Origin of the sequence: Plantactinospora endophytica, assembly GCF_016862915.1 — a bacterium.
Lineage (GTDB): Bacteria > Actinomycetota > Actinomycetes > Mycobacteriales > Micromonosporaceae > Plantactinospora > Plantactinospora endophytica.
In genome coordinates this window covers 592,870-613,833 of record NZ_BONW01000013.1, presented here as the reverse complement: position 1 = coordinate 613,833, position 20,964 = coordinate 592,870, and the positions used below count along the sequence as shown (strand labels likewise).

General features: G+C 71.6%; 15 protein-coding genes. 5 read left to right on the top strand and 10 right to left on the bottom strand.

Features of this window, described 5'->3' with window-relative positions; translation table 11 throughout:
- Positions 1 to 65: 65 nt before the first annotated feature.
- Together Pen02_RS15575 and Pen02_RS15570 are read right to left on the bottom strand one after the other, a co-directional pair.
- Positions 66 to 1,679: an Ig-like domain-containing protein gene (locus Pen02_RS15575; protein WP_203866706.1), complete on the bottom strand. Its 1,614-nt coding sequence runs from the start codon at positions 1,677 to 1,679 to the stop codon at positions 66 to 68.
- A gap of 330 nt (positions 1,680 to 2,009) precedes the next feature.
- A complete protein-coding gene (locus tag Pen02_RS15570; RefSeq protein ID WP_203866705.1) occupies positions 2,010 to 3,182 on the bottom strand; it encodes a helix-turn-helix transcriptional regulator in 1,173 nt (390 codons plus the stop codon).
- Positions 3,183 to 3,247: 65 nt separating this feature from the next.
- On the opposite strand from Pen02_RS15570, the gene Pen02_RS15565 reads away from it, so the two are divergent.
- The 3 genes from Pen02_RS15565 to Pen02_RS15555 all read left to right on the top strand — a co-directional run bounded on the left by Pen02_RS15565 (position 3,248) and on the right by Pen02_RS15555 (position 5,186).
- Positions 3,248 to 3,733 carry a hypothetical protein gene (locus tag Pen02_RS15565; protein WP_203866704.1) on the top strand — a complete coding sequence of 162 codons (486 nt, stop codon included), beginning with the start codon at positions 3,248 to 3,250 and terminating at the stop codon, positions 3,731 to 3,733.
- 107 nt (positions 3,734 to 3,840) lie between these two features.
- Entirely contained in the window at positions 3,841 to 4,356 is a 516-nt protein-coding gene (locus Pen02_RS15560; protein ID WP_203866703.1) for a hypothetical protein, read from the top strand.
- Between the two features lie 170 nt (positions 4,357 to 4,526).
- The gene (locus Pen02_RS15555) at positions 4,527 to 5,186 is read left to right on the top strand and encodes an MBL fold metallo-hydrolase (RefSeq protein ID WP_203866702.1); all 660 of its coding nucleotides are present in this window, start codon (positions 4,527 to 4,529) and stop codon (positions 5,184 to 5,186) included.
- 54 nt (positions 5,187 to 5,240) lie between these two features.
- On the opposite strand, the gene Pen02_RS15550 is transcribed toward Pen02_RS15555, so the two are convergent.
- Positions 5,241 to 6,728, bottom strand: a complete 1,488-nt coding sequence (locus Pen02_RS15550) for a cellulose binding domain-containing protein (protein WP_239140748.1) — start codon at positions 6,726 to 6,728, stop codon at positions 5,241 to 5,243.
- A gap of 366 nt (positions 6,729 to 7,094) precedes the next feature.
- On the opposite strand from Pen02_RS15550, the gene Pen02_RS15545 reads away from it, so the two are divergent.
- Together Pen02_RS15545 and Pen02_RS15540 are read left to right on the top strand one after the other, a co-directional pair.
- Complete coding sequence (locus Pen02_RS15545; RefSeq protein ID WP_203866700.1) at positions 7,095 to 9,299, top strand: vWA domain-containing protein; 2,205 nt, start codon at positions 7,095 to 7,097, stop codon at positions 9,297 to 9,299.
- Positions 9,300 to 9,549: 250 nt separating this feature from the next.
- On the top strand, positions 9,550 to 12,339 hold the full coding sequence (locus Pen02_RS15540; RefSeq protein ID WP_203866699.1) for an AfsR/SARP family transcriptional regulator: 2,790 nt from the start codon (positions 9,550 to 9,552) through the stop codon (positions 12,337 to 12,339).
- Positions 12,340 to 12,433: 94 nt separating this feature from the next.
- Here the strand turns inward: Pen02_RS15540 and Pen02_RS15535 are convergent, their stop codons facing one another.
- From Pen02_RS15535 to Pen02_RS15505, 7 genes are read right to left on the bottom strand one after another with little or no spacing between them, the layout of a single operon-like run.
- The gene (locus Pen02_RS15535; protein WP_203866698.1) at positions 12,434 to 12,850 is read right to left on the bottom strand and encodes an amphi-Trp domain-containing protein; all 417 of its coding nucleotides are present in this window, start codon (positions 12,848 to 12,850) and stop codon (positions 12,434 to 12,436) included.
- A 53-nt stretch (positions 12,851 to 12,903) separates the two neighbouring features.
- Complete coding sequence (locus tag Pen02_RS15530; RefSeq protein WP_239140745.1) at positions 12,904 to 14,889, bottom strand: GH39 family glycosyl hydrolase; 1,986 nt, start codon at positions 14,887 to 14,889, stop codon at positions 12,904 to 12,906.
- A gap of 54 nt (positions 14,890 to 14,943) precedes the next feature.
- Positions 14,944 to 16,506, bottom strand: coding sequence for a glucoamylase family protein (locus Pen02_RS15525; RefSeq protein WP_239140743.1), 1,563 nt, complete (start codon positions 16,504 to 16,506; stop codon positions 14,944 to 14,946).
- Between the two features lie 58 nt (positions 16,507 to 16,564).
- Positions 16,565 to 17,470 (bottom strand): carbohydrate ABC transporter permease, encoded by a 906-nt coding sequence (locus Pen02_RS15520; protein ID WP_239140741.1) that lies wholly within the window; start codon positions 17,468 to 17,470, stop codon positions 16,565 to 16,567.
- Positions 17,467 to 18,402 (bottom strand): carbohydrate ABC transporter permease, encoded by a 936-nt coding sequence (locus tag Pen02_RS15515; RefSeq protein ID WP_203866697.1) that lies wholly within the window; start codon positions 18,400 to 18,402, stop codon positions 17,467 to 17,469. The genes Pen02_RS15520 and Pen02_RS15515 overlap by 4 nt, the downstream gene beginning before the upstream one ends.
- Position 18,403: 1 nt before the next feature.
- Positions 18,404 to 19,666 (bottom strand): sugar ABC transporter substrate-binding protein, encoded by a 1,263-nt coding sequence (locus tag Pen02_RS15510; protein ID WP_203866696.1) that lies wholly within the window; start codon positions 19,664 to 19,666, stop codon positions 18,404 to 18,406.
- Positions 19,663 to 20,688 carry a LacI family DNA-binding transcriptional regulator gene (locus Pen02_RS15505; RefSeq protein WP_203866695.1) on the bottom strand — a complete coding sequence of 342 codons (1,026 nt, stop codon included), beginning with the start codon at positions 20,686 to 20,688 and terminating at the stop codon, positions 19,663 to 19,665. The genes Pen02_RS15510 and Pen02_RS15505 overlap by 4 nt, the downstream gene beginning before the upstream one ends.
- Between the last annotated feature and the right edge of the window lie 276 nt (positions 20,689 to 20,964).

Below are 20,964 nucleotides of genomic sequence, written 5' to 3'. Positions count from 1 at the left end.
GTGCCGGTGGTGTGGAACCCCGGTGCCGGTCACCTGGTGCCGGCTGGTTCAGGACCCGGTGCCTGTCACTCGTCCTCGAAATAGCAGGACCACGAGGCCCAGGCCGAGACGAACCCGTTGGCGCTGTGGCTGCGTACCCGAATGTGGTGGCACTCCGGACTGGTCGCCCGGAACGAGATGTGCGCCGTACCGTCCTCCTCGGCGGGTACGGTCCGCGGCTCGTCGCGGTCCAGCACGTACTCATACCGGTCGACCTGGACGCCCCGGGCCGGCGACGCCTTCAGCACCACCTCCTGGCCCAACTCCGGCTCGGCGCCGAGGCGGGTCACCCCGGGGGCCGAGGACGGCACGGACACCTGGTAGACGGCGGTGGGCGACGCGTTGCCGGCCGCGTCGAGCGAGCGGACGAACAGCCGCTGCACACTGCTGCCCGGTGGGTTCAGGGTCACCGTGGCGGAGCCGCCCGGCGCGTTCGCCCGCACCGTGCCGGGTCGGCTGAACACGGGCTGGCAGACCAACTGCCCGACGTCACCGCCCGACTCGCAGCCGGGAACGCTGAACTCGGTCCAGCCGTACTGGAAGCCGGCGACGTCCCGGTCGCCGTTGCCGGAGAAGGTGAAGATCCCCGGCTCGCCCGGCGGTGTCTGCTGGCCGTCCTCGTCCGGCGGATAGTTCGACGAGCTGACCGTCGGCGGCTCGGCCGGGCTGCTGCGGTCGTAGGTGAAGTAGCACTTCTTCGACCAACCGGAGAGGTCGGCACCGTCGCCGGCACGGGCCTGCCAGACGTACGAGGTGCCGTCGACGAGTACGCCCTCCGGCAGGTTCACCCCGTTGGCCCGGCCCGAGCTGCCGTGCTCGCCGGTGAACTCGGCGCGGGCCTCGGGTCGACCGACCGGCCAGATGGCGACGGTGGTCCGCACGTTGTGCTCGTCCTGTCCGTCGGCGTCGGAGCCGCGCGCCTGGAGAACGTCGGCGAAGGCGCCGATCCTCGGGTACGGCTTCAGGGTGCTGCACGGGAAGCCACCGTTGTAGAGGCGGCTGCTGTCGACGGTCGGCACCGAGTTGTACCGGACGCTCAACTGCACCGAGTAGTACGCGGAGAGCCGGCGGGCGTAGCTCGGGTCGTTCTCGTACTGTTCCGGCACCCGGATCTCGAAGCTGATCCGTCGCTGCCGCTGCTGGAGCGCGTCGAGCAGCACCGCACCTACGTCGAAGTTGATGGTCGCGCCCGGGCAGAAGTCCGCCGTGTGGATCTCGTCGGCTCTGACCAGCGGTGCGGGAGACCGCCGCCAACTGGGCGTGGCCCCGATCGGCCGGGTCCGCCACACCTCGATGGCCCGCTTCGTGCAGTCGGCGGCGCTGTCCTCCTGGATGAAGAGTGAGCCGGCGTAGACCTTCCTGCCCTCGAAGGCGGAAAGGTCGAAGGTGGCGTAGACCCGCGAGGTGTGCCGGATGCCGTCCTCGTCCGGCCAGCTTCCCAGCGGCAGGTCCTCCGCACCGGCGTCGTACGCCTGTCCGGGGTTGGCCGAGTCGGTGTAGCCGATCTGGACCGGCGGCGGCGATTCGTTGAAGGGTGCTGCCCGGGCGGCCCCGGCGGTCGCGACCATGCCCAGTGTGCTGGTCACGAGCGACAGGGCGAGTGTCGACACCAGGAAACGGCGTGGCCCACGTCCGGTCACGATCGATCCTCCCCGTTTGTTTCCGCGTCGATGTGCGGATAGTGAGGAGGATTGAAACCGCCGCCCGGGAGAACGGCAATCACCGTGTATCCCATGCCGAACGGAACTGTCAGGTAAATGTCCGACGATCCGCCCGGTAAGCAATCCTATTTCCCGGTAAAACCAGCTCATTCGATTACGGAAAAGCGCCGGCCGTTGCGGATAACGGCAGTCGGCACCGTAGGGGCGCGTGTATGGCTGGCTCCGGGGCTGACGGCGCGCGTTCCGCCGCTGCGCCCAGTCGTCCCGCCCCCGCCGCATCCCGATCACGGTAGCCGGTCGGAGACCCGGTCAACCGGCCCTGACGCCGGCCAATTCGGCCTCGCCACGCTCAGGCGGCCCTGCCTGGTCACGGTCCGCCGAACCGGCCTGGTCACGGTCCGCCGAACCGGCCTGGTCGTGGGCTGTCCGACCTGCCTGGGCGCGGTCGGCCGGCCCCGCCTGGTTGCGATCTTCCCGACCTGCCTCGTCATGGTCGGCCGGGTCGTCCGCCTGGTCACGGTTGGTTGGTGAAAGCGGGTACAGGGCCGCCAGGCCGGCGACGGTGGCGGCCAGCCGCTGTCGCAGCGACTCCGGCGCCAGCACCTCGACCTCGGCGCCGAGCCGCAGGAACTGCCGCTCGGCGTGGCTGTCCGACTCGATCGGCACCCGGGCGAGGATCCAGCCGTCGGGCTGCGGCTCGCCGTCCGCCACCGCCGCCGCCACCGCGTTCCCCAGCAGGTGCGACACCTGGTCCAGCACGCCCGGTGCGAATCGGGCGAGCGCCTCACCCTGGTGCAGCCGGGCACGAAATTCCAGGACGTGCGCCCGCCAGTACGCCGCCAGGTCGAACTCCGCCGGCCGGTCGAACCCCTCGGCGAGCACCGACAGGTGACGGATGTGGTTGACCCGGAACGTCCGTACGCCCCGCTCGGCGCGAGCCACCAGATACCACCGGCCGGCCTTCAGCACGAGCCCGTACGGCTCCAGCCGGCGGTCGACGATTCGCGTCCAGTTCTCGTACCGCACCGTGACGACGCGTTGCCGCCACACCGCGTCGGCGACGACGGCGAGCTGGTCGGCGCTGTCCCCGTCGTGGTACCAGCCGGGGCTGTCGAGGTGGAAGACCTGGCGCATCCGGTCCGCCCGCTCCCGCAGCGCCGCCGGCAGCGCGGCGGTCAGCTTCAGTTGCGCGGCGGCCACCGCCTCGGCCAGCCCCAGGTCCGCCGCCGCGCCCGGCAGCCCGGTCAGCACCAGCCCCCGGGCCTCGTCGGGGGTGAGCCCGGTCAACTGGGTCTGGTAGCCGTCGACCAGGCAGTAGCCGTTGGCGTCACCGTAGACCGGGATGCCGGCGGTGCCGAGGGCCAGCACGTCGCGGTAGATCGTCCGGACCGAGACCTCCAGCTCGGTCGCGAGCTGCCGGGCGGTCAGCCGGCCCCGGCTCTGCAACAGCAGCGCGATGGAGAGCAGACGGTCGGCGCGCACGGTGCCGAAGTCTGCCAGTCGGGTCTGACAGAACGTGTCAGGGGTACGGCCGTAGCGTCCGGGCCATGCGGAACACGGATTTCGACTTCCTGGCCGGACACTGGACCAGCCGGCAGCGCCGCCTCGTCAAGGTGCTCGCCGGCATCGACGAGTGGTACGAGTTCGACGCGACCCTGGACTGCCAGATCCTGCTCGACGGTACGGGCGTCTTCGACGTGCTCCGGGCGCCGGAGCGGGACATCGAAGGCGTCACCCTGCGGCTGTACAGCCCCGAGGAGCGGGTCTGGCGGATCTGGTGGGCCGCGAAGACCAGCGGCGGCCAGTTGGACGTACCGGTCGTCGGGCGGTTCACCGACGGGGTCGGTGTCTTCGAGTGCGACGACACCTGGCAGGGGCGCCCGATCCGGGTGCGCTACACCTGGTCCGACGTGGACACCGGGCGGCCCCGTTGGGAGCAGGCGTTCTCGGCCGACGGCGGGCAGACCTGGGAGGTGAACTGGGTGGCGGACTTCCGCCCCGCCGAGCGAGGCGGACCGGCCGCAATTGCGTGAATCAGCACGGCGCAATCCCGACAACGCGCCTCGGGACGCCATTCCCCGGCTCTAGAGTCGAGTTTGTCATCGATCCACCTGCGGACAAGACAGGGGAGGGCACCGCAGTGCGAGGACACGAAACGGCATCCGAGATCGGCATCGTCGCGGTCGCGAACGACAACACCTTCGCGCACGCGTACCGGGACGTATCAACCCTGCTCAGCGACGACATCATGGGAATCGACAGTCTCCACCGCGACGATCTCGCGTTCTTCGACGCCACCGGGCACCGGCTGCTGCCGGTCTTCGGCCCGGAACGGGAACTGGTCGACCTGCGGAGGTCGACCGAGGCGCCCGACCCGGAGGGCCTTCGGCGCCGGCTGGCCGAGGTCGTCCGGCACGTCGAGAGCTACCTCCGGGCGCATCCGGAACTGGCCGAGCGCTCGGGGCTGACGCCGGAGGCCGCCGTCGCCGGACTGCCCGACCCCGAGCGGCAGAGCCTGGCGGAGTTGCTCGCCGCGTTCCCGCACGAGGTCCGGCCCGAGGTCGAGGCCGCCTGGTGGCAGCCGCGCACGATGGCGTACGCCGACCGGGGCAGCTACTTCCACAATGCCCTGCACGCAGCCGGCTGGACGCACTGACGTCTTCGTCGACCGAGTCGGCCGGGGTCGACGGGCCGCGGCTGACCGCCGTACGTCCCGGCCCCGGTCCCGGCTGAACCCTTCCGGACGTCTGCCGCCCCGGGTGGCGAACGTTTACGGTCGGGCCGCCCGGGTAGCCCGCCGGACAGCGTGGCGGACGGAGCCGGCGGTTGAGGATCACGAAATTTCTGCACTCGTGCCTGCTGGTGGAGCAGGACGGGGTGCGGCTGCTGCTCGATCCGGGCCGGTTCAGTTTTGTCGAGGGCCGGGTACGCCCCGACGACTTCGGTCGGCTGGACGCCGTCGCGCTCACCCACCACCATCCGGACCACGCCGACCCGACGGCGCTGGCCGAGATCGTGCGACGGACCGGGGCGCCACTGCTCGGCAACCAGGAGACCGCCGAGGTGCTGCGCGGGGCCGGGCTCGACGTGGCCGTACTGGCGCCGGGCGAGCACCGGATCGGCGCGCTGCGGCTCGATGCCGTACCCGCCGATCACGAGCCGGTGCTCGACGACAGCACCCCACGCAACACGGCGTACCTGGTCGACGGGCGGCTGCTGCACTGCGGTGACTCGCTGCATCCCGGGCTGCTGGCGTACCGGGGTGTGCGGGTGGCGGCCGTACCGGTGATGGCGCCGTTCCTGACCGAGCGCGCGGTGGCCGGGTTCGTCGCCCAGCTCCAGCCGGGCGGGGTCCTGCCGGTCCACGACGGGTTTGCCCGCGACTTCTTCCTCCGGCAGCGCTACGACACCTACCGCCGGTACGTCGAGCGGCTCGGCATCACCTTCCACGAGCTGGCCGAGCCCGGCGCCAGCCTGACGCTCTGACCCGCCTGCGCCGCACCGCCGTCCGCAGGGTGATCAGCCTCGCCCTGGACCCTGTCAGGGTGTCACGGCGATGTTGGTGAGGCCGCTGGTCGCGTTCGTGACCGTGTTGCTGGCGTACACCACGTTGAGGTTGCCGGCGCACTTCGAGGTCGAGGTGACGTTGACCGCCCAGCGACCCACTCCGCCGAGGTCGGAGCTGTTACGCCGCCAGATGTTCCCGCAGCCCGAGCCGGCCACCGGGTTGTGCGTCTCGTAGCCGTTGGCGAAGGTGCCCGGTGGGGCGTACGAGCCGGTGTTGTCCTCGACGAGGTAGCCGGTGCCCTTCAGGTCGACCCAGGAGTCGGCCGAGTTCTGCCCGGACAGCCCGCGACCGTCGAAGGTGTTGCCCCGGATCACCCCGCCGACGGTGCCCTCCTTGACGTCGATGTGTTCCGCGGTCACCCCGGGGCCGAGCCGGTTGCCGAGCACCTGGACCCGGTCGGAGCGGTCCACTCCCCCACTGTTGCCGTGGCAGGACCAGTTCGAGTTCGCCGAGCCGAGGTAGACCGCCTCGCCGTAGCCGGGCTGGGTCAGTCCGGTGTGCTCGATCCGGGAGTTCCGCAGGATCCCGTCGGCGGAGGAGCGGCGGAAGTGCACCGCCTCCTCGTCGACGTGGTGCACGTACACGTCGTCGATCGTCACGTGTGGCGAGTTGTCCAGCACGATGCCCTTCTTCGACTCGGCGACGGTGAAGCCGGAGAGTCGCCAGTGGGCGGAGTCGAAGAGCCAGAGGCCGTAGCCGGAGTCCCAGCCGGTGGTCGGTACCGGGCAGGCCGGGCCGGTGCCGCTCGGGCCGTCGTTGACGAGGATCGCGTCGCGGGGGCCGGTGAGCACGATCGGGGCGGCGGCGGTACCCGGCCGCCGCGCCACGAACGCGCCCCGGTAGGTGCCGGGGGCGAGCTGGATCCGCTGGCCGGGGATCGCGTCCGCGAGTGCGGCCCGGAGCTGCGCGGCGGTGGCCACCGGGACGACCGGCCCCGACGGCGGCTGACTCGGCGTCGGGGTCGGAGTCGGGCTGGCCGGTGGGGTGGTCGGCGCGGGTGGGGTGGTCGGGGGCGGGGTGCCCGGGTCGCCGCCGAGGCAGGGCTCGCCGTTGACCAGGCAGTTGGTCGGCCGGCCGAGCCCGCTGACGTTGAAACCGAAGTCGGCCGAGGCACCGGGTGCGAGGCTGCCGTTCCAGGTGGCGTTGCTGAACCGGTAGCGCTGACCGGTCTGACTGCGTACCGAACTCCAGGAGCTGGTCACCTGGGAGCCGGCCGGCAGGTCGAACTCGACGGTCCAGCCCTCCGCCCCGGCGTCGCCGGTGTTGCGGACGGTGTAACCGCCGCCGTAGCCGGTGCTCCAGGTCGACGCCTCGACGTAGCCGGCGGTCAACCGCGCGGCGGCAGCGTACGCGGCCGGGGCGGTCAGCGGAGGTACTCCGGCCAGCGCGGCGACTCCGGCGAGCAGCGCGGCCAGGCCAGCCGCGACGGCGGGGCGCGGCGCTTTGGCGGGTACGGGCACCGGAGGCTCCTCCCTCGGCCGCCACATGGCGACATCCGTCTATCCGTTAGTTAACTTAACAGTTCCCCTCCCCGTCAAGGCCGAGGACGTGCCGACCCGCCACACACAAGCGCCGCCACGACGACGGCGAGTCGTCAAGGGACGATCCGCCCCTGCCGTGTCGACGGGTGGCCGGAGGTACTCAGACCGATCGTCCCGCCACCGACCAAAGACATATCAGATCGATGAACGTCGAGCTAGCACAGTTTGGTCAGCGCCCTGTCACTTAGCGCGCATGAGCCGCATTCACATCGCTCCATACTCCCTCTGGCGCGACATCGGGTTCGTATCCCCCATTTCCCCGCGCGCCCCGACGAGGAGGAGTTCATGAAGCGTGCAAGGTCGGCCTGGGCCGGCACCGCCGGCATCTCGATAACGGCGCTGGCACTCGTTCTGACCACCGGGCTGCCGGCCGGCGCCGTCGACGGCAACCTGCCCGGCGGCACCAGCATCTCGGTCACCATCGACACCCCGGCCGACGGGGCGGTGCTGCCGCCGGGCCCGGTGACCGTGACCGGGACCGCCTCGGTCGGCGTCGGCCAGCCGGTGGCGAACACCGCCGTCGTCTACGTACTGGACGTCTCCGCCAGCACCATCGCGGGCGGCAACAGTTGCGGACAGATCATCGACTGCGAGATCGCCGCGGCCCGGAACCTGAACAACAAGATCGTGACCGATCCCGCCGTCGCCGGCACCGTCGGCAGCGTCGGCGCGGTGGTCTTCGGGTCGACGGCCGTGGCCGCCGACGTGGTGCCGGGCGGCACACCCGACGATCTGATCACCGGCCCGGACAGCGACCTCGGCGGCACCGGCGCCGACGCGGGCGACCGGGACATCGAGGAGGTGTTGAGTTCCGCCTTCGCCAGCAACGGCAACGGCGGGGTCGACGACTTCACCCACCGCGAGGTGGCGGGCTCGACCGACTTCGCCGACGCGGTGACCCAGGCCCGGGCGGTCGCGGCGGCCACCGACGAGCAGCGCAAGATCGTGGTCTTCCTCTCCGACGGCGTGGCCACCGACGGCGCGGTCGGCGGGGTGCAGGCGGCCCTGGCCGGCATCCCGGAGAACGTCGACATCTACACCTTCGCGGTCGGCTCCGGCTCCTCCTGCGCCAACAACGGCGGCGGGCGCGGCAGCCTCGAACAGATCACCGCGGCGACCGTGCCCGGCGGGCACTGTGTCGCGGTACCCACCGAGGCCCTGCCGGACTTCCTGCCCGGCGTCATCACCTCCGAGCTGACCTCGCTGGCGTTGAGCAGCACCGGACCGGGCGGGCCCTACACGCCGATCGGCAACGCCGACATCCAGCCCGACCTGCCGCAGTCCCCCGGCCCGCGCAGCGTCACGTACAGCACCAGCACGCCGGCGCTGGCCGCCGGGACGCACGAGATCTGCGTACGGGCCAGCGGCAGTGACGGCGGTGGCACCGGCTCGGTCACCGACTGCCGTACCGTCGTGGTCAACGCCCCACCGGTGGTGGAGCCGGGCGGCCCGTACGCCGGCCAGGAGGGCACCCCGGTCGGCATCGCCGGCACCGTAACCGACCCGGACGGTCCCCCGGCCACCCTGGACTGGGACGTCAGCGGCGGCGGCGAACCGGGCGCCACCTGTGCCTTCGGTAACCAGGCCGCCATCTCCACGACGGTGACCTGCACCGACGACGGCGTCTACACGCTCACCCTGCAAGCCGACGACGGGGTCAACCCGCCGGTCTCGGCCAGCACCACGCTGACCCTGAGCAACGTCGCCCCGGCGGTCAGCATCTCCGCCCCGGCGAACGGCGCACTGTTCACCCGGGGTACCCCGGTCAGCTTCACCGCGCCGTTCACCGACATCGGCACGAACGACACGCACACCTGCTCGATCGACTTCGACGACGGCAGCCCGCTGGCCACCGGCACCGTCACCGAGTCCGGCGGCGCCGGCACCTGCACCGCCAGCCACCCGTTCACCGCGCTCGGCCCGCACAACGTGCTGGTACGGGTGACCGACGACGACGGCGGCTCGGCCACCGCCGTGGTCCGGGTGGTCGTCTACCTGCGCGGCGGCGCCTTCGCCCTCCAGGCCAGCGGCCTGCTGCTGACGGTTCCCCGGACACCCGATGTCACCTGCCCGCCCGACGACGCGCGGACCTCGGTGGCGGTCAACGCGCCGCCGCTGCTGAGCACCGGTGTACTGAACGCCAGTTGCACCCTCGACCCGGCCACCGGGACGACCACGGCCAGGGCGACGGTCGCCGGGGCCAACCTGCTCGGCGGTCTGGTCAACCTCTCCACCATCGAGAGCACCAGCGTGGCCGGGCCGGCCGGCATCACCCGGACCTCCCGGGTGGTGGGCACGGTCAACGGTGCCGCGGTCGGCACCAGCAGCCCGGTGACGATTGGCATCCCCGGCGTCGCGGTCGTCTACCTGAACGAGTCCAGCACGAACGCCAACGGACAGCTCGTGCAGACCGCCGTCCGGGTCCAGGTGCTCGGACTGCTCGGCCTGCCGAGTGAGGAGATCGTGCTGAGCCGGAGCTATCTCGGCTGAGGCCGGAGCAGCCTCGCAGCGAGGTCGGGACACCGGGATGGCGCCACGCCGTCCCGGTGTCGCGGCACGTCCGGGCAGCAGAAGTCGATCGGCCTTTGCGGACTTCCGCAATTGATTCGAGAATTGATCATCCTCCGGTCGGAAACCCGATATCGTCAGTTGTCGCGACCCTGTATGTGTACGTCAGGCTGCGTATTTCCGATTGTCGTCTGTTGTGTCAGCCTGTCGGAGACACGGGGCGGAGAGGGCGATGATCAACGGGGTGGAATTCGGGCTGCTCGGGCCCATCGACGTACGAGTGGGGGGCCAGCCGGTGCCGGTGCGTTCGCCGAAATGCCGGATACTGCTGGCGACACTACTGCTGGAGCCGGGCCGGCTCGTCTCGGTCGGGCGACTGACCGAGGCGATCTGGGACTCCCGGCAGCCGGACAATCCACGACGGGCGGCACAGTTGTGCGTCACCCGGCTACGCGCACTACTGGACGGGGCGGGATCGCCGCCACTGATCGCCACCGGATCCGACGGCTACCGGATCGAGGTCGGCGCGGACCTGGTGGACGTCGGGCGGTTCCAGCACTGGCTGCACCGGGCCGACTCGGCGGCACAACGGTCCGACCTGCACGGCGAGTCGGCCGCACTGCGCGAGGCACTGCGGCAGTGGCGCGGCGACGCGCTCTCCGACGTACCCTCCGAACTGCTGCACCGGGAGAGCGTCCCCGGCCTGCGTGAACGGCGGCTGCGTACGCTGGAGCGGCGGATCGACGTGGACCTGAGCCTCGGCCGGCACGCCGAACTCGTCGAGGAGTTGCGCGGGCTGACCGCCCGGGACCCGCTCCGGGAGCGGCTGTGGCGGCAACTGGTCACCGCACTGCACCGCAGCGGGCGTCGGGCGGAGGCGCTGGACGCCTACCACGAGGGCTGCCGGCACCTGGCCGAGGAACTCGGGCTCGACCCGGGCGAGGAGTTCCAGCGGCTGCACGCACAGGTTCTCGGCGGCAGCCCGACGGCACCGGTCGAGGCGGTCGGACTGCCGCCCGTACCCCGGCAACTGCCGCCGGAGGTGTCCGGCTTCGCCGGCCGGGCCGCCGAGGTGGCCCGGCTGCACAGCCTGCTCGACAACGGCGAGCACGGTTCCGGCGGCCCGTCGGGCATCCTGGTGCTCAACGGCACCGCCGGGGTCGGCAAGACGGCGCTGGCAGTGCACTGGTCGCGGCGGATCGCGGAGCGCTTCCCCGACGGGCAGCTCTGGGTGGACCTGCGCGGCTACGACGGCCGGGCGACGGTGCGGCCGGGACACGCGGCGACGCTCTTCCTCCGCGCGCTCGGCGTCCCCGCCGCGCAGATCCCGGCCGACCTCGACGGCCAGACCGGACTCTACCGGTCCCTTATGGACGGTCGCCGGATGCTGGTGGTACTGGACAACGCGGGCGACGCCGAGCAGGTCCGGCCGCTGCTGCCCGGCGGATCCGGATGCTTCGTGCTGGTCACCAGCCGCAGCGAGCTCTCCGCGCTGGTCGTCACCGAGGGGGCCATGACGGTACGGCTGGACCCGTTCACCGCGTACCAGGCGCGGCAGATGCTCGGCTCCCGTCTCGGGCAGCAGCGGATCGACGCCGAACCCGAGGCGGTGGGTCGGATCGTCGAGACCTGCGGCCGGCTGCCGCTGGCGCTGGCCGTCGTCGCCGCCCGGGCCGTCGCCCGACCCGCCTTCCCGCTGGCGGCGCTGGACCGGCAACTCGCCGAGGCCGGCAACGGGCTGGACAGGTTCGCCAGCCCGGACACGGCGGTCGACGTACGCGCGATCTTCTCCTGGTCGTACCGGACGCTGAGCCCGCCGGCCGCCCGGCTGTTCCGGCGGCTCGGGCTGCACCCCACGCCGGAACTGTCGGTACCGGCCGCCGCCGCCCTGGTCCGCGCCGACGAGCCGGAGACCCGGGCCCTGCTCGGCGAACTCGCCGCCGCGCACCTGGTCGGCGAACACGCCCCGGACCGGTTCGTGGTGCACGGCCTGCTCTACGCGTACGCCGCCGAACTCACCGCCGAGCAGGATCCGGCGCGGCTGCGGGCGGCCAGCCAGCACCGGCTGGTCGAGTGGTTGACCCGGAGCGCGCTGCACGCCCGGCCGCTGCTCCAGCCGAGCGAGTCCGAGGTGACGGTGCCGGGGGTGCCACGCGGCGTCACCCCGCTGACCTTCTCGGGCGAGCGGCAGGCCCGGCAGTGGTACGAGACCGAGCGGCACAACCTGATCGCCGCCGTCGACCTGGCCACGGCCTGCGGCCTCGACGACCTGTGCTGGCGCCTCGCCTACGCCACCTGGATCCACCTGCACCTGACCAGCGCCTGGGGTGATCTGATCCGCACCCATCGGGCCGGGCTGGAGGCGGCCGAACGGACCGGTGACCTGATCGGCCAGGCGCACATGCTCAGCGGGATCGCCACCGCCTACCGGTCGACCCGGCAGGCCGCCCTGGCGGTGCAGACGCACCAGCGGGCGCTAGAGATCTTCCGCGAGGTCGACGACCCGGCCGGCATCGCGACCGTGCTGAGCAACCTGGGTGCCGCGTACCGGGACACGGGGGAGCACTACCGGTCGCTGCGGTGCAGCCGGCAGGCGTACGCGCTGGAGCGGGCGCACGGCGACACCGGGAACATGTCGATCTCGCTCTACCAGATCGCGCTCACCCTGACCGACGCCGGCCGGCCCGCCGAGGCGGTACCGGTGATCACCGAGTCGATCCAGCTATTCCGGACGCTGGGCCACCGCCGGGGCGAGGCCCGTGCGTTGCAGGCCGCCGCGACCGCACACGGCCAACTCGGCCGGCACGGCGCGGCGATCGACGACTACCGGCGGGCCGCCGAGATCTACCGGGACCTCGACGACCGCTGGTACCAGGCGGCCACCCTGCACCGGCTCGGCGACGCGCTGCGGGCGGCCGGACGCGGCCAGGACTGCCGGGCGGCCTGGCGGCAGGCGCTCACCGTCTACGAGGAACTCGGGGCACCGGACGTCGCGGTCCTGCGCGCCAAGCTCCACACCTGACCGCGCCAGGCTCCGCACCGCCCGGTCGAGGGGCGGCGGGTGGGCCGGGCAACCTGCCCCACCCACCCGCCAATCGTCCTGTTCGGACGGACGGCTACGCCGTAGCGGTGGGCTTGTCCTCGGTGCCGGTGGCCGCCGGGGCGGCGGTCGCGCTCGGTTCCGCCGCCGGAGCCGCCTTCGCGGCCTCGTCGGCCTGCTCGGTCTCGGCCGCTTCGGCTTCCGCCGTCTCGGCCCCTTCTGCTTCCTCGTCCTCTTCTTCGTCCTCGTCCTCGTCTGCTTCGTCGTCTTCCTCGGCGGCGGCCGGGGCGGTCCAGGAGAACTCGATCTCTACCGAAATCTCCGCGCCGTCGCGCTCGATCTCCAGTTCACACTCGACCTCGTCGCCGACGGCGACCGCGCCGCCAGCGCCGTAGAAGATCTTGCCCTCGGAGTCAAGCTGGTGGGCCAACTGCCGCAGCCAACCCGCCAGGTCCGCCCGCGACACCGTCCGCTCGTCCTCGTAGTTTCCCATGGCCGCCATGCTCGCACTCCACACAGGACCGTCCGCGCCTGGGTCCGGTACGGCTACGCCACCGGCTCCAACCGGAGGAACGACACCCCCGGCATCGGCAGCGGGAAGTCGACCGTGCAGGAGCCGTCCAGCACCGGCACCACCTGCTCCGGCCGGTACTCGTCCAGGCTGTCCCGGGCGCGCAGCAGCTCCCACTGGTCCTCGGTCGGCCAGTCGTCGCCGCCCAGTTCCTGCCAGACCCGGCGGATGTTGGAGTGGTCCCGGTCGACCCGCCAGTGACGTACCCGAAAATTGCCGGCGGCCAGGCCACGGACCTCGACCCGGACGTCGCGGTCCAGCCGCCGGTCCCCGCCGGCCTTGGACTGGTCCAGCGTGCCGTTCCAGACCAGCACCGTCACCGTGCCGCCGTCGTCCCGGGCGGCCCACGTCTCGACCAGGCTTCCCGCCCCGTCCCCGCTCAGCGTGGCCGGCAACTCGTGCTCGCCGAGCCGGTCGGCCAGGGCGAGCGCCCAGAACCGGGGCTTGCGCAGGTTACCGACGGTCAGCAGGCCGAAGCCGCCGTGGAAGAGCCGGGGCGGGCGGCCCAGCTCCTCGAAGTGGTCCGACGCCACCCAGTAGGCGAGCGCGTCCACCCGGCCGGCGGCCGAACGCATGCCACGGAGCAGGAAGGTGGCGGCGAAGACCTCGTCACCGACCGGGTTGAAATGGGTCGGCGTGATGCCCCACTCGGTCCACAGGATGCCCAGCTCCGGCCGGCCGTACCGGGCACAGAGCGGGCGGAAGTCCAGCGGCGGGGCGCCGTAGGTGTGTGTGGAGACGAAGTCGATCGGCGCACCGGAGGCGTCGACGTGGTCGAGAAGTTCGCCCACCCAGCCGGCGGCGGCCGAGGCCGGGCCGCCGACCGTGAGCCCCGGATCGACTTCCCGGACCGCCCGGACGGTCACCTCGTACAGTCGCCAGAACTCGGCCCGGGTACCGGACCAGAACACCTCCAGGTTCGCCTCGTTCCACACCTCGAACGGCCAGTGCCGCACCTCCTCCCGCCCGTACCGGTCGAGCAGGTGGGTGACCAGGGCACGGATCAGTTCCGTCCAGCGCTGCCAGTCCCTGGGCGGTGAGATGACCGCCCCGTACGCGAAGACGGTCCTGTCCGGGTCGCTGGCCAACTCCCTGGGCATGAACGACAGTTCGACCACGGGCCGGAGCCCGAGGGCCAGCAACCGGTCGTAGACCTCGTCCACCCGGCTGAAGTCGTGCACCGGGGCACCGTCGACCTCCCGGTAGACGCCGAGGTCGTCACAGAGGATGGCGTGCGCACGTACGCTGCCGACGCCCAGCTCGGTACGCATGATCCGCAGCGCCTCGGCGAACTCCGCGCCGATCGGCCGCCCGCCGGTGGTGTCCGTGCTGAGCAGGTGACTCAGGTGTTCGGAGCCGACCATCGGACGCCACGGCCGGTGCACCGGGCGGGTCCGGCCCGCCGCGTCGACCGCCACCCGCACCAGCGGGTCCCCCGGGGCCGTACCCGGACCGGCTGCCCCGGCGCCCGGAGCTGCTGTGTCTTTGGCGGAAGCGGCTGTGCCGCTGCCCGGATCGGCTGCACCGGTGCCCGGAGCTGCTGTGTCGTTGCCGGGGACGGTCTCGGTCTCGGTGAGGGCGGTCGCCCGGACCGGGGTCGAGAGCGGTCCGGGCTGGTCGACGTCGTGCAGCGCCGCCACGGCGTACTCGTAGGTGCGGCCGGGTTCGCCGGTGGTGTCCGCGTACGGCGGGTGCGGCACCGCCAGCACGTCGCCGCCGTGGTGGTCCAGCGGCGCGGGTGGCGCCCCGTCGACCGAGCGGTACACCTGGTAGCCGATGGCGCCCGGCACCGGCGTCCAGTCGAGGGTGACCTGCCCCCGGCCAGAACTCGCCAGCAACGTGGCGGGCGCGTCGAGGCGGAGCTGCCCGCCGTCGTCGCCGGCCCGACGTCGCCCGATCCGCCCCTGCCAGTCCGCCCGCGCCCGCGCCGCGTGCTCGGTACTCGTCGTCTGTTCGCTCATCCTCGCGTGATCCTCCGTCTGGATGTCCTGCTGTCTGTGCCGCCGGCCGCCGTACTACTGCCGGGCCGGTACGGAGAACTCCTCCATCCGCATCACCGGACGCAGCAGCCGCTCCGGGCCGCCCGGGGTGAACTGGTCACGGAGCACGTCGTCGCCGAGCAGGTTGCCGAGTGCGCCCAGCACCATGCCCTGGTCCAGCGCGAGATAGCGCTTGGCGACCGTGCCGCTGCGTACCGCCACCGAGTCGTAGAAGCCGCCGGGGCCGTAGACGTCGAACTCCCGGCGCAGTTTCGCCAACTCGGCCTGCGCCTGCGCGGGCGCGTACTGGAGGGCCAGGAAGACCGCGTGCGGGGTGACCACGCCGTCGCCGTACGCCGCCGGCTCCGGCTGGGCGGGGCGGTCGGGGCAGCCCTCGAACCCGTAGTCGACGCTGGTGCGCTCCTGGTCACTGGTGTAGCCGGGGGTGTCCAGCCCCATCGCGTCCACGCCGTACTCCCGGTAGCCGCCGGCCGGGTCGGAGGCGGGCGAGAAGCCCCAGTGGCCGTACTTCGCGTCCTCCAGGCCGTGCGCGATCTGGCCGCGTACGTACACCGGGTGGTTGCGGGCCCAACTGTTCGGCCCCCACCTGGTCTCCGGGACGAACATGTCCGGCATGAACGCCTCGAACATGTCCCCGCCCCAGGACGGTACGAACTGGAGGCCCCGGTAGCGGTATGCGCCCTCGAAGACCCGGACCCCGGCGTACTCCCGGTACCCGCCGACCGGCTTCATCTCCTGCCAGGACCAGTCGCAGGTGTCCGGGAAGGTCCGCCACGGGCCGAAGTAGTGCGCCGGCGGCACCTGGCCACGGGCGATGGCGACATAGCTGATCATGCGGGTCTCGCTGTTGAACGCGCCGTAGGTGTGGCAGGTGTAGTGCACGTCCGGCCCACGACCACGGTAGTTGCCGGGCAGCGAGCAGCCCGGTGGCGGTTCGACCCAGAAGCCGCCGCGCATCAGCCCGACCGGCACCTCGGCGCCGAGCGCCTGCGGGTCGTAGTAGAAGCCGAAGTCCATCGTGTTCAGCAGCGGGTCGGACTTGCCGCGCAGTTGCGGCAGCGCGTTGTGCACGATCATCAGCGCCGCCGCCAACCAGGCATTGTCCACACTGGAGGCGAACGGGTACACCGGAGTGCCGTCGACCGGCCAGGTCCGCAACAGTTCCAGGGTGGCCGGGTCGTACCAGTTGAAGAACATGCCGGAGTCGGCGTGCCGGTCGAGTCGGGCCAGCGAGTCCAACGCGGCGTCGACCCGCCGGACCAGCTCCCGCTCACCGATCAGCTTGAGCTCGCGGGCCACCACGGCGGACCAGATGTACGAGCCGATGTTGGTCGGCGAGGTGTACTTCGCCCGGCTGTCGACGGTTAGGTCACCGTCGATGTTGTCGGCCGGCAGCCCGGTGCCCGGGTCGGTCATCGCCACCATGGAGCGCCAGGTGTCGGCCGCCCAGCGGGTGGCGGCGGCCCGGTCCACGGCGCCGGTCGGCGCCCCGGCCGGCGCGGCCGAGGCGGCCCCGGCGGGAACGGTCAGGGCGAGGGTGAGGGTCGCGGTCAGGGCGACCCGGAGGGGACGGATCACGGATTACCTCCGGAGGTACGTCGTCACTCGGGTTGCGGTGTTCAGTTCAGGCCGGTGTTCACTTGAGTCCGGTGGTCGCGATGCCGCGCACGAAGTGCCGCTGCAACACGATGAAGACGACCACCACCGGCAGCACCACCACGACCGAGCCGGCGAGCAGCAGCCCGAACTTGGTCTGGTTCTGGCCGACGCTGTAGAGCGCCAGCGCGACCGGCAGGGTGTACTTGTCCTCGGTGGTCGCCACCACCAGCGGCCAGATGAAGCTGTTCCAGTTCGCGAGGAAGGTGAGGATGCCGAGCGCGGCCAGGGCGGGCCGGCACAGCGGCAGCACGATCCGGACGAAGATGCGCAGCTCGCCCGCACCGTCGACCCGGGCGGACTCGATCAACTCGTCCGGGATGGAGAACATGAACTGCCGCATCAGGAACGCGCCCAGCGCCCCGGCCAGGAACGGCAGCACCAGCGCGGCGTAGGTGTTGGTCAGGCCCAGGTTGGCGATCAGGACGAAGAGCGGTACGAAGGTCACCATGCTGGGCACCATCACGGAGCTGAGTACCAGCCCGAACAGCGCCCGGCGCCCCGGAAAGCGCAGCTTGGTCAGGGCGTACCCGACGGCCGAGCAGAACACCAGGTTGCCGACGGTGACCAGGGTGGCCACCAGGGCCGAGTTGAAGAAGTAGGTCGGGAAGTCGAGTCGGCCGAACAGCTCGCGGTAGTTCGCCAGGGTGAACCGCTCCGGCCACCAGGTCGCCGGGACGCGCCAGATCTCGGCCTCCGGCTTGAACGACGACAGTGCCATCCAGAGGAACGGGCCGACCATCACCAGCAGGCCGACCACCAGCACCACGTGCAGGACGATCACGGCGACCCGGTCGCGGCGGCGGCGTACCGGCCGGGCCGGACCGGCGGCGGTTGCCGGCGGTACCGCCACCGTGGGCCGGGTACTCGTCGTCGGGGCGGTCACCGCGACACCTCCTCGCCCGAGCGCAGCAGCCGGAACCACAGGATCGACAACCCCACGATGGCGACGAACAGCACGTAGCTCATCGCCGAGGCGTAGCCGTAGTTGCCGAACCCGAACTGGTTGTAGATGTGGTACGAGACGGAGAGCGTCGAGTTCAGCGGCCCGCCCCGGGTCATCACCAGGGGCTCCTCGAAGAACTGGAGGTAACCGATGGTCGCGATCACCCCGACGAAGAGCAGCGTCGGGCGCAGCGACGGCAGCGTCACGTACCGGAACTGCTGCCATCGAGTGGCCCCGTCGATCCGGGCGGCCTCGTAGAGGTGCTGCGGGATGGCCTGCAACCCGGCCAGGAAGATCACCATCTGGTAGCCGAGGTTGCGCCAGGCGGCCATCACGATCAGCGACGGCAGGGCCAGGTCGGTCCGGCCCAGCCAGTTCGGCCCGTCCAGCCCGACCAGCCGGAGCACGCTGTTGACCAGCCCCGAATCCGGCTGGAGCAGGAACCGCCAGACCACGGCGACCGCCACGATGCTGGTGACCACCGGCAGGTAGTAGCCGACCCGGAACATCCCGCGCAGCCGGGTCAGCCCCGAGTTGAGCCCGAGCGCCGCCGCCAGCCCGGCCACCATGGTCAGCGGTACGCCGAGCAGCACGAAGAGTGCCGTGTTCACCGCAGCCCTGACGAACAACTCGTCGTCGAAGAGCCGGAGGTAGTTGTCCAGCCCGACGACGTTGACGGCGAACGGGTTGCGGACGTCGGCGCTGCGCAGGTCGGTGAAGCTCATCAGCAGCGAGGCGAGCACCGGCCCGGCCAGGAAGACGACGAACAGCGCGGTGAACGGCAGGGCGAAACCCCAGCCGACCACCGCCCGGCGCAGTCGCGGACCGAGACGTCCACCCCGGGTGCCCGCGTCGGGCGCGACGGCGGTCATCTCACACCCCGGTACCGATCGAGGTCGCCCGCTGCTGCATCGCCTTGGCCGCGTCCTCCGGTGCGGCACCGGCCTTGGCCATCTTCTCCACCTCGCCGTCGATCGCCGCGGCGACCTGCTCCCAGGTGGCGATCGCCGGTGGCGACTTGGCGTCCTCCAACTGCCTGCCGAACGCGGAGAGCAGCGGGTCGCCGCTGAGCGCCGGGTCGTCCCAGCCCTTCTTGACCGCCGGCAGGTCGCTGACCGTCTGGTACCACTTCGTCTGCACGTCCGGCCGGCTCAGGTAGGCGACGAACTTCCACGCACCGTCGCGGTTCTTCGCATCCTTGAAAACCGCGAGGTCACCGCCGCCGACGAAGGAGGTGGCCGACTTCCGGCCCGGCATCTGCCACAACTCGAACCTGTCGGCGCCGCCCTGCTCCCTGAGTACCCCGATGTGCCAGGGGCCGGACGGGAACGCGGCGATCTCGCCCTTGAGGAAGGCCGGTTCGAGCGCGCCCTGCGCGAGGTCCTTCGGTGCCAGCCCTTCGACGAAAAACGACCGGTAGTACGCGTACGCCTCGGTGGCCTGGGGGCTGTCGAGGGTGAAAGCGCCGTCCCGGGCCACCTCGCCGCCGTTCTGCCAGACGAACGGCATGACGCTCTGCCAGGAGCCGATGGTGGAACCCGGCGGCTGGAGGTTGACCCCCCACTTCGCCCCGCCCTTCGACTTGAACGCGGCGATCGCGGACTTGAACTCCTCCCAGGTCTTCGGCGCGGTGGTGATCCCGGCCCGGGCGGCGACCGCCTTGTTGACGTAGAAGAGCCGGGTCTCGACGTACCAGGGGACGCCGTAGGAGGTGCCGTCGACGACTGTGGTGTTCCAGGCACCCTCGTAGAAGTCCTCCTTCCTGATCAGGTCGGCCGGTGTCGGGTCCAGCCCGCCGGTCTTGGCGAACTCGCCCATCCAGGTGGTGCCGATCAGGCTGACGTCCGGGGTCTGCTTACCGGCGATGGCGGTGGCGAGCTTGTCGTGCGCCCCGTCCCACGGGATCGGCGTCACGTTGACCTTCGCGTCCGGGTTCTCCTTCATGAAGTCGGCCGCGAGTACGGAGAGCTTCTCCCCCTCGGTACCCATCGCCCAGACCGTGATGTCGCCCGTCGCCTTGCCCTCCGCGACCGGCGCGGCCGCCTCCTGGCCGGCTCCCTCGTCCCGGCCGCAGCCGGTGACCGTGAGCACCGCCGCGAGCAGCACGGCGGCACCCGGCCGTCTCCATGCCTTCATCCTCGGACCTCCTTCTCGGCGTCATGTGGACCGCAGCTCGTCCGCACGACGAGCCGGGTCGGGAGAACCTCGCGACGCACCGCCGCCTGGCTGCCGGCCATGCGGTCCTGCAACCACCGCGCCGCGGTCGCGCCCAACTCCCGCATCGGTTGGTGCACGGTGGTGAGCCCCGCGTAGCGCGCGGCCATCACGTCGTCCCAGCCGGTGATCGCGACGTCGGCGGGGACGGTCAGTCCCTGCTCCGCCGCAGCCGCCATCGCCCCCAGGGCGACCTCGTCGTTCGCGCAGACCAGCACCTGCGGCCGGGGCGATCCGGCCAGTGCGCGCCGGGCCGCCCGATGGCCGGCGTCCACGTCGAACGCGCAGCGCACCGGTGACCGGGGCGGCTTCCGGCCGGCGTCGGTGAGCGCTTCCCGGAACGCCCGGTACCGGTCGGTCACGTCCGGCGAGGAGTCCGGGTCCCCCAGGTAGGCGAACCGCTGGTAGCCGTGTTCGAGCAGGTGCTCGACCAGTTGCCGGGCGCTGGTGTCGTTGTCGGCGGTGATCGTGTCCAGTGCGCCGACGGCCGCCCTGGCCAGCAGCACCGTCGGTACGCCGATCTCGGCCACCTGCGCGACGACGTCGTCGGCGACCGTCCGGCCCATCACCACCATCCCGTCGACCCGGCGGGCCAGTTCGAGCACCTTGCGGGACGGGTCGGGCCGGCCGTGGGTGGCCAGGATCAGCACGCTGTTGCCCAGTTCGGCGGCGACCTCCTCGTAGCCGAGGACCACCTCCGAGTAGTAGGGGCCGGAGAGGTCGGGGAAGACGATGCCGTTGGCGGCGTGCCGCCCCTCGGCGAGCGACTGCCCCAGCCGGCTCGGCCGGAACTGCAACTCCTCCACCGCCGCCAACACCCGGCGACGGGTCTCCGGCGCGACGTAGTCGGTGCCGCGCAGTGCCCGGGACACGGTGGCGATCGAGACGCCGACCCGCTGGGCGACCTCGTAGATCGTCACCTGTTGGCGGTCCTGCACGGCCATGCCGACTCCATATCAAATGCGGTCAAACCAGTCCGGAAGCGCTTACAGATCGCGGAGTATCGACCGGCTTCCGGAAGCGCTTACAGTGGCCCCAGCCTGACCCGGTGACCCGTCGCTGTCAAGCCGAGCGACCCATCGACCTAGCACGAGACTGTTACGAAAGTTCGACGATGCCGTGACAGACCGGGGCACACCGGCCCGGCCGGCCGGTGCCACGGTCCCGCCGGGCCGACCAGGTTCGTGATAGGCAGGGACCGCGACCGGATCGTCCACCGG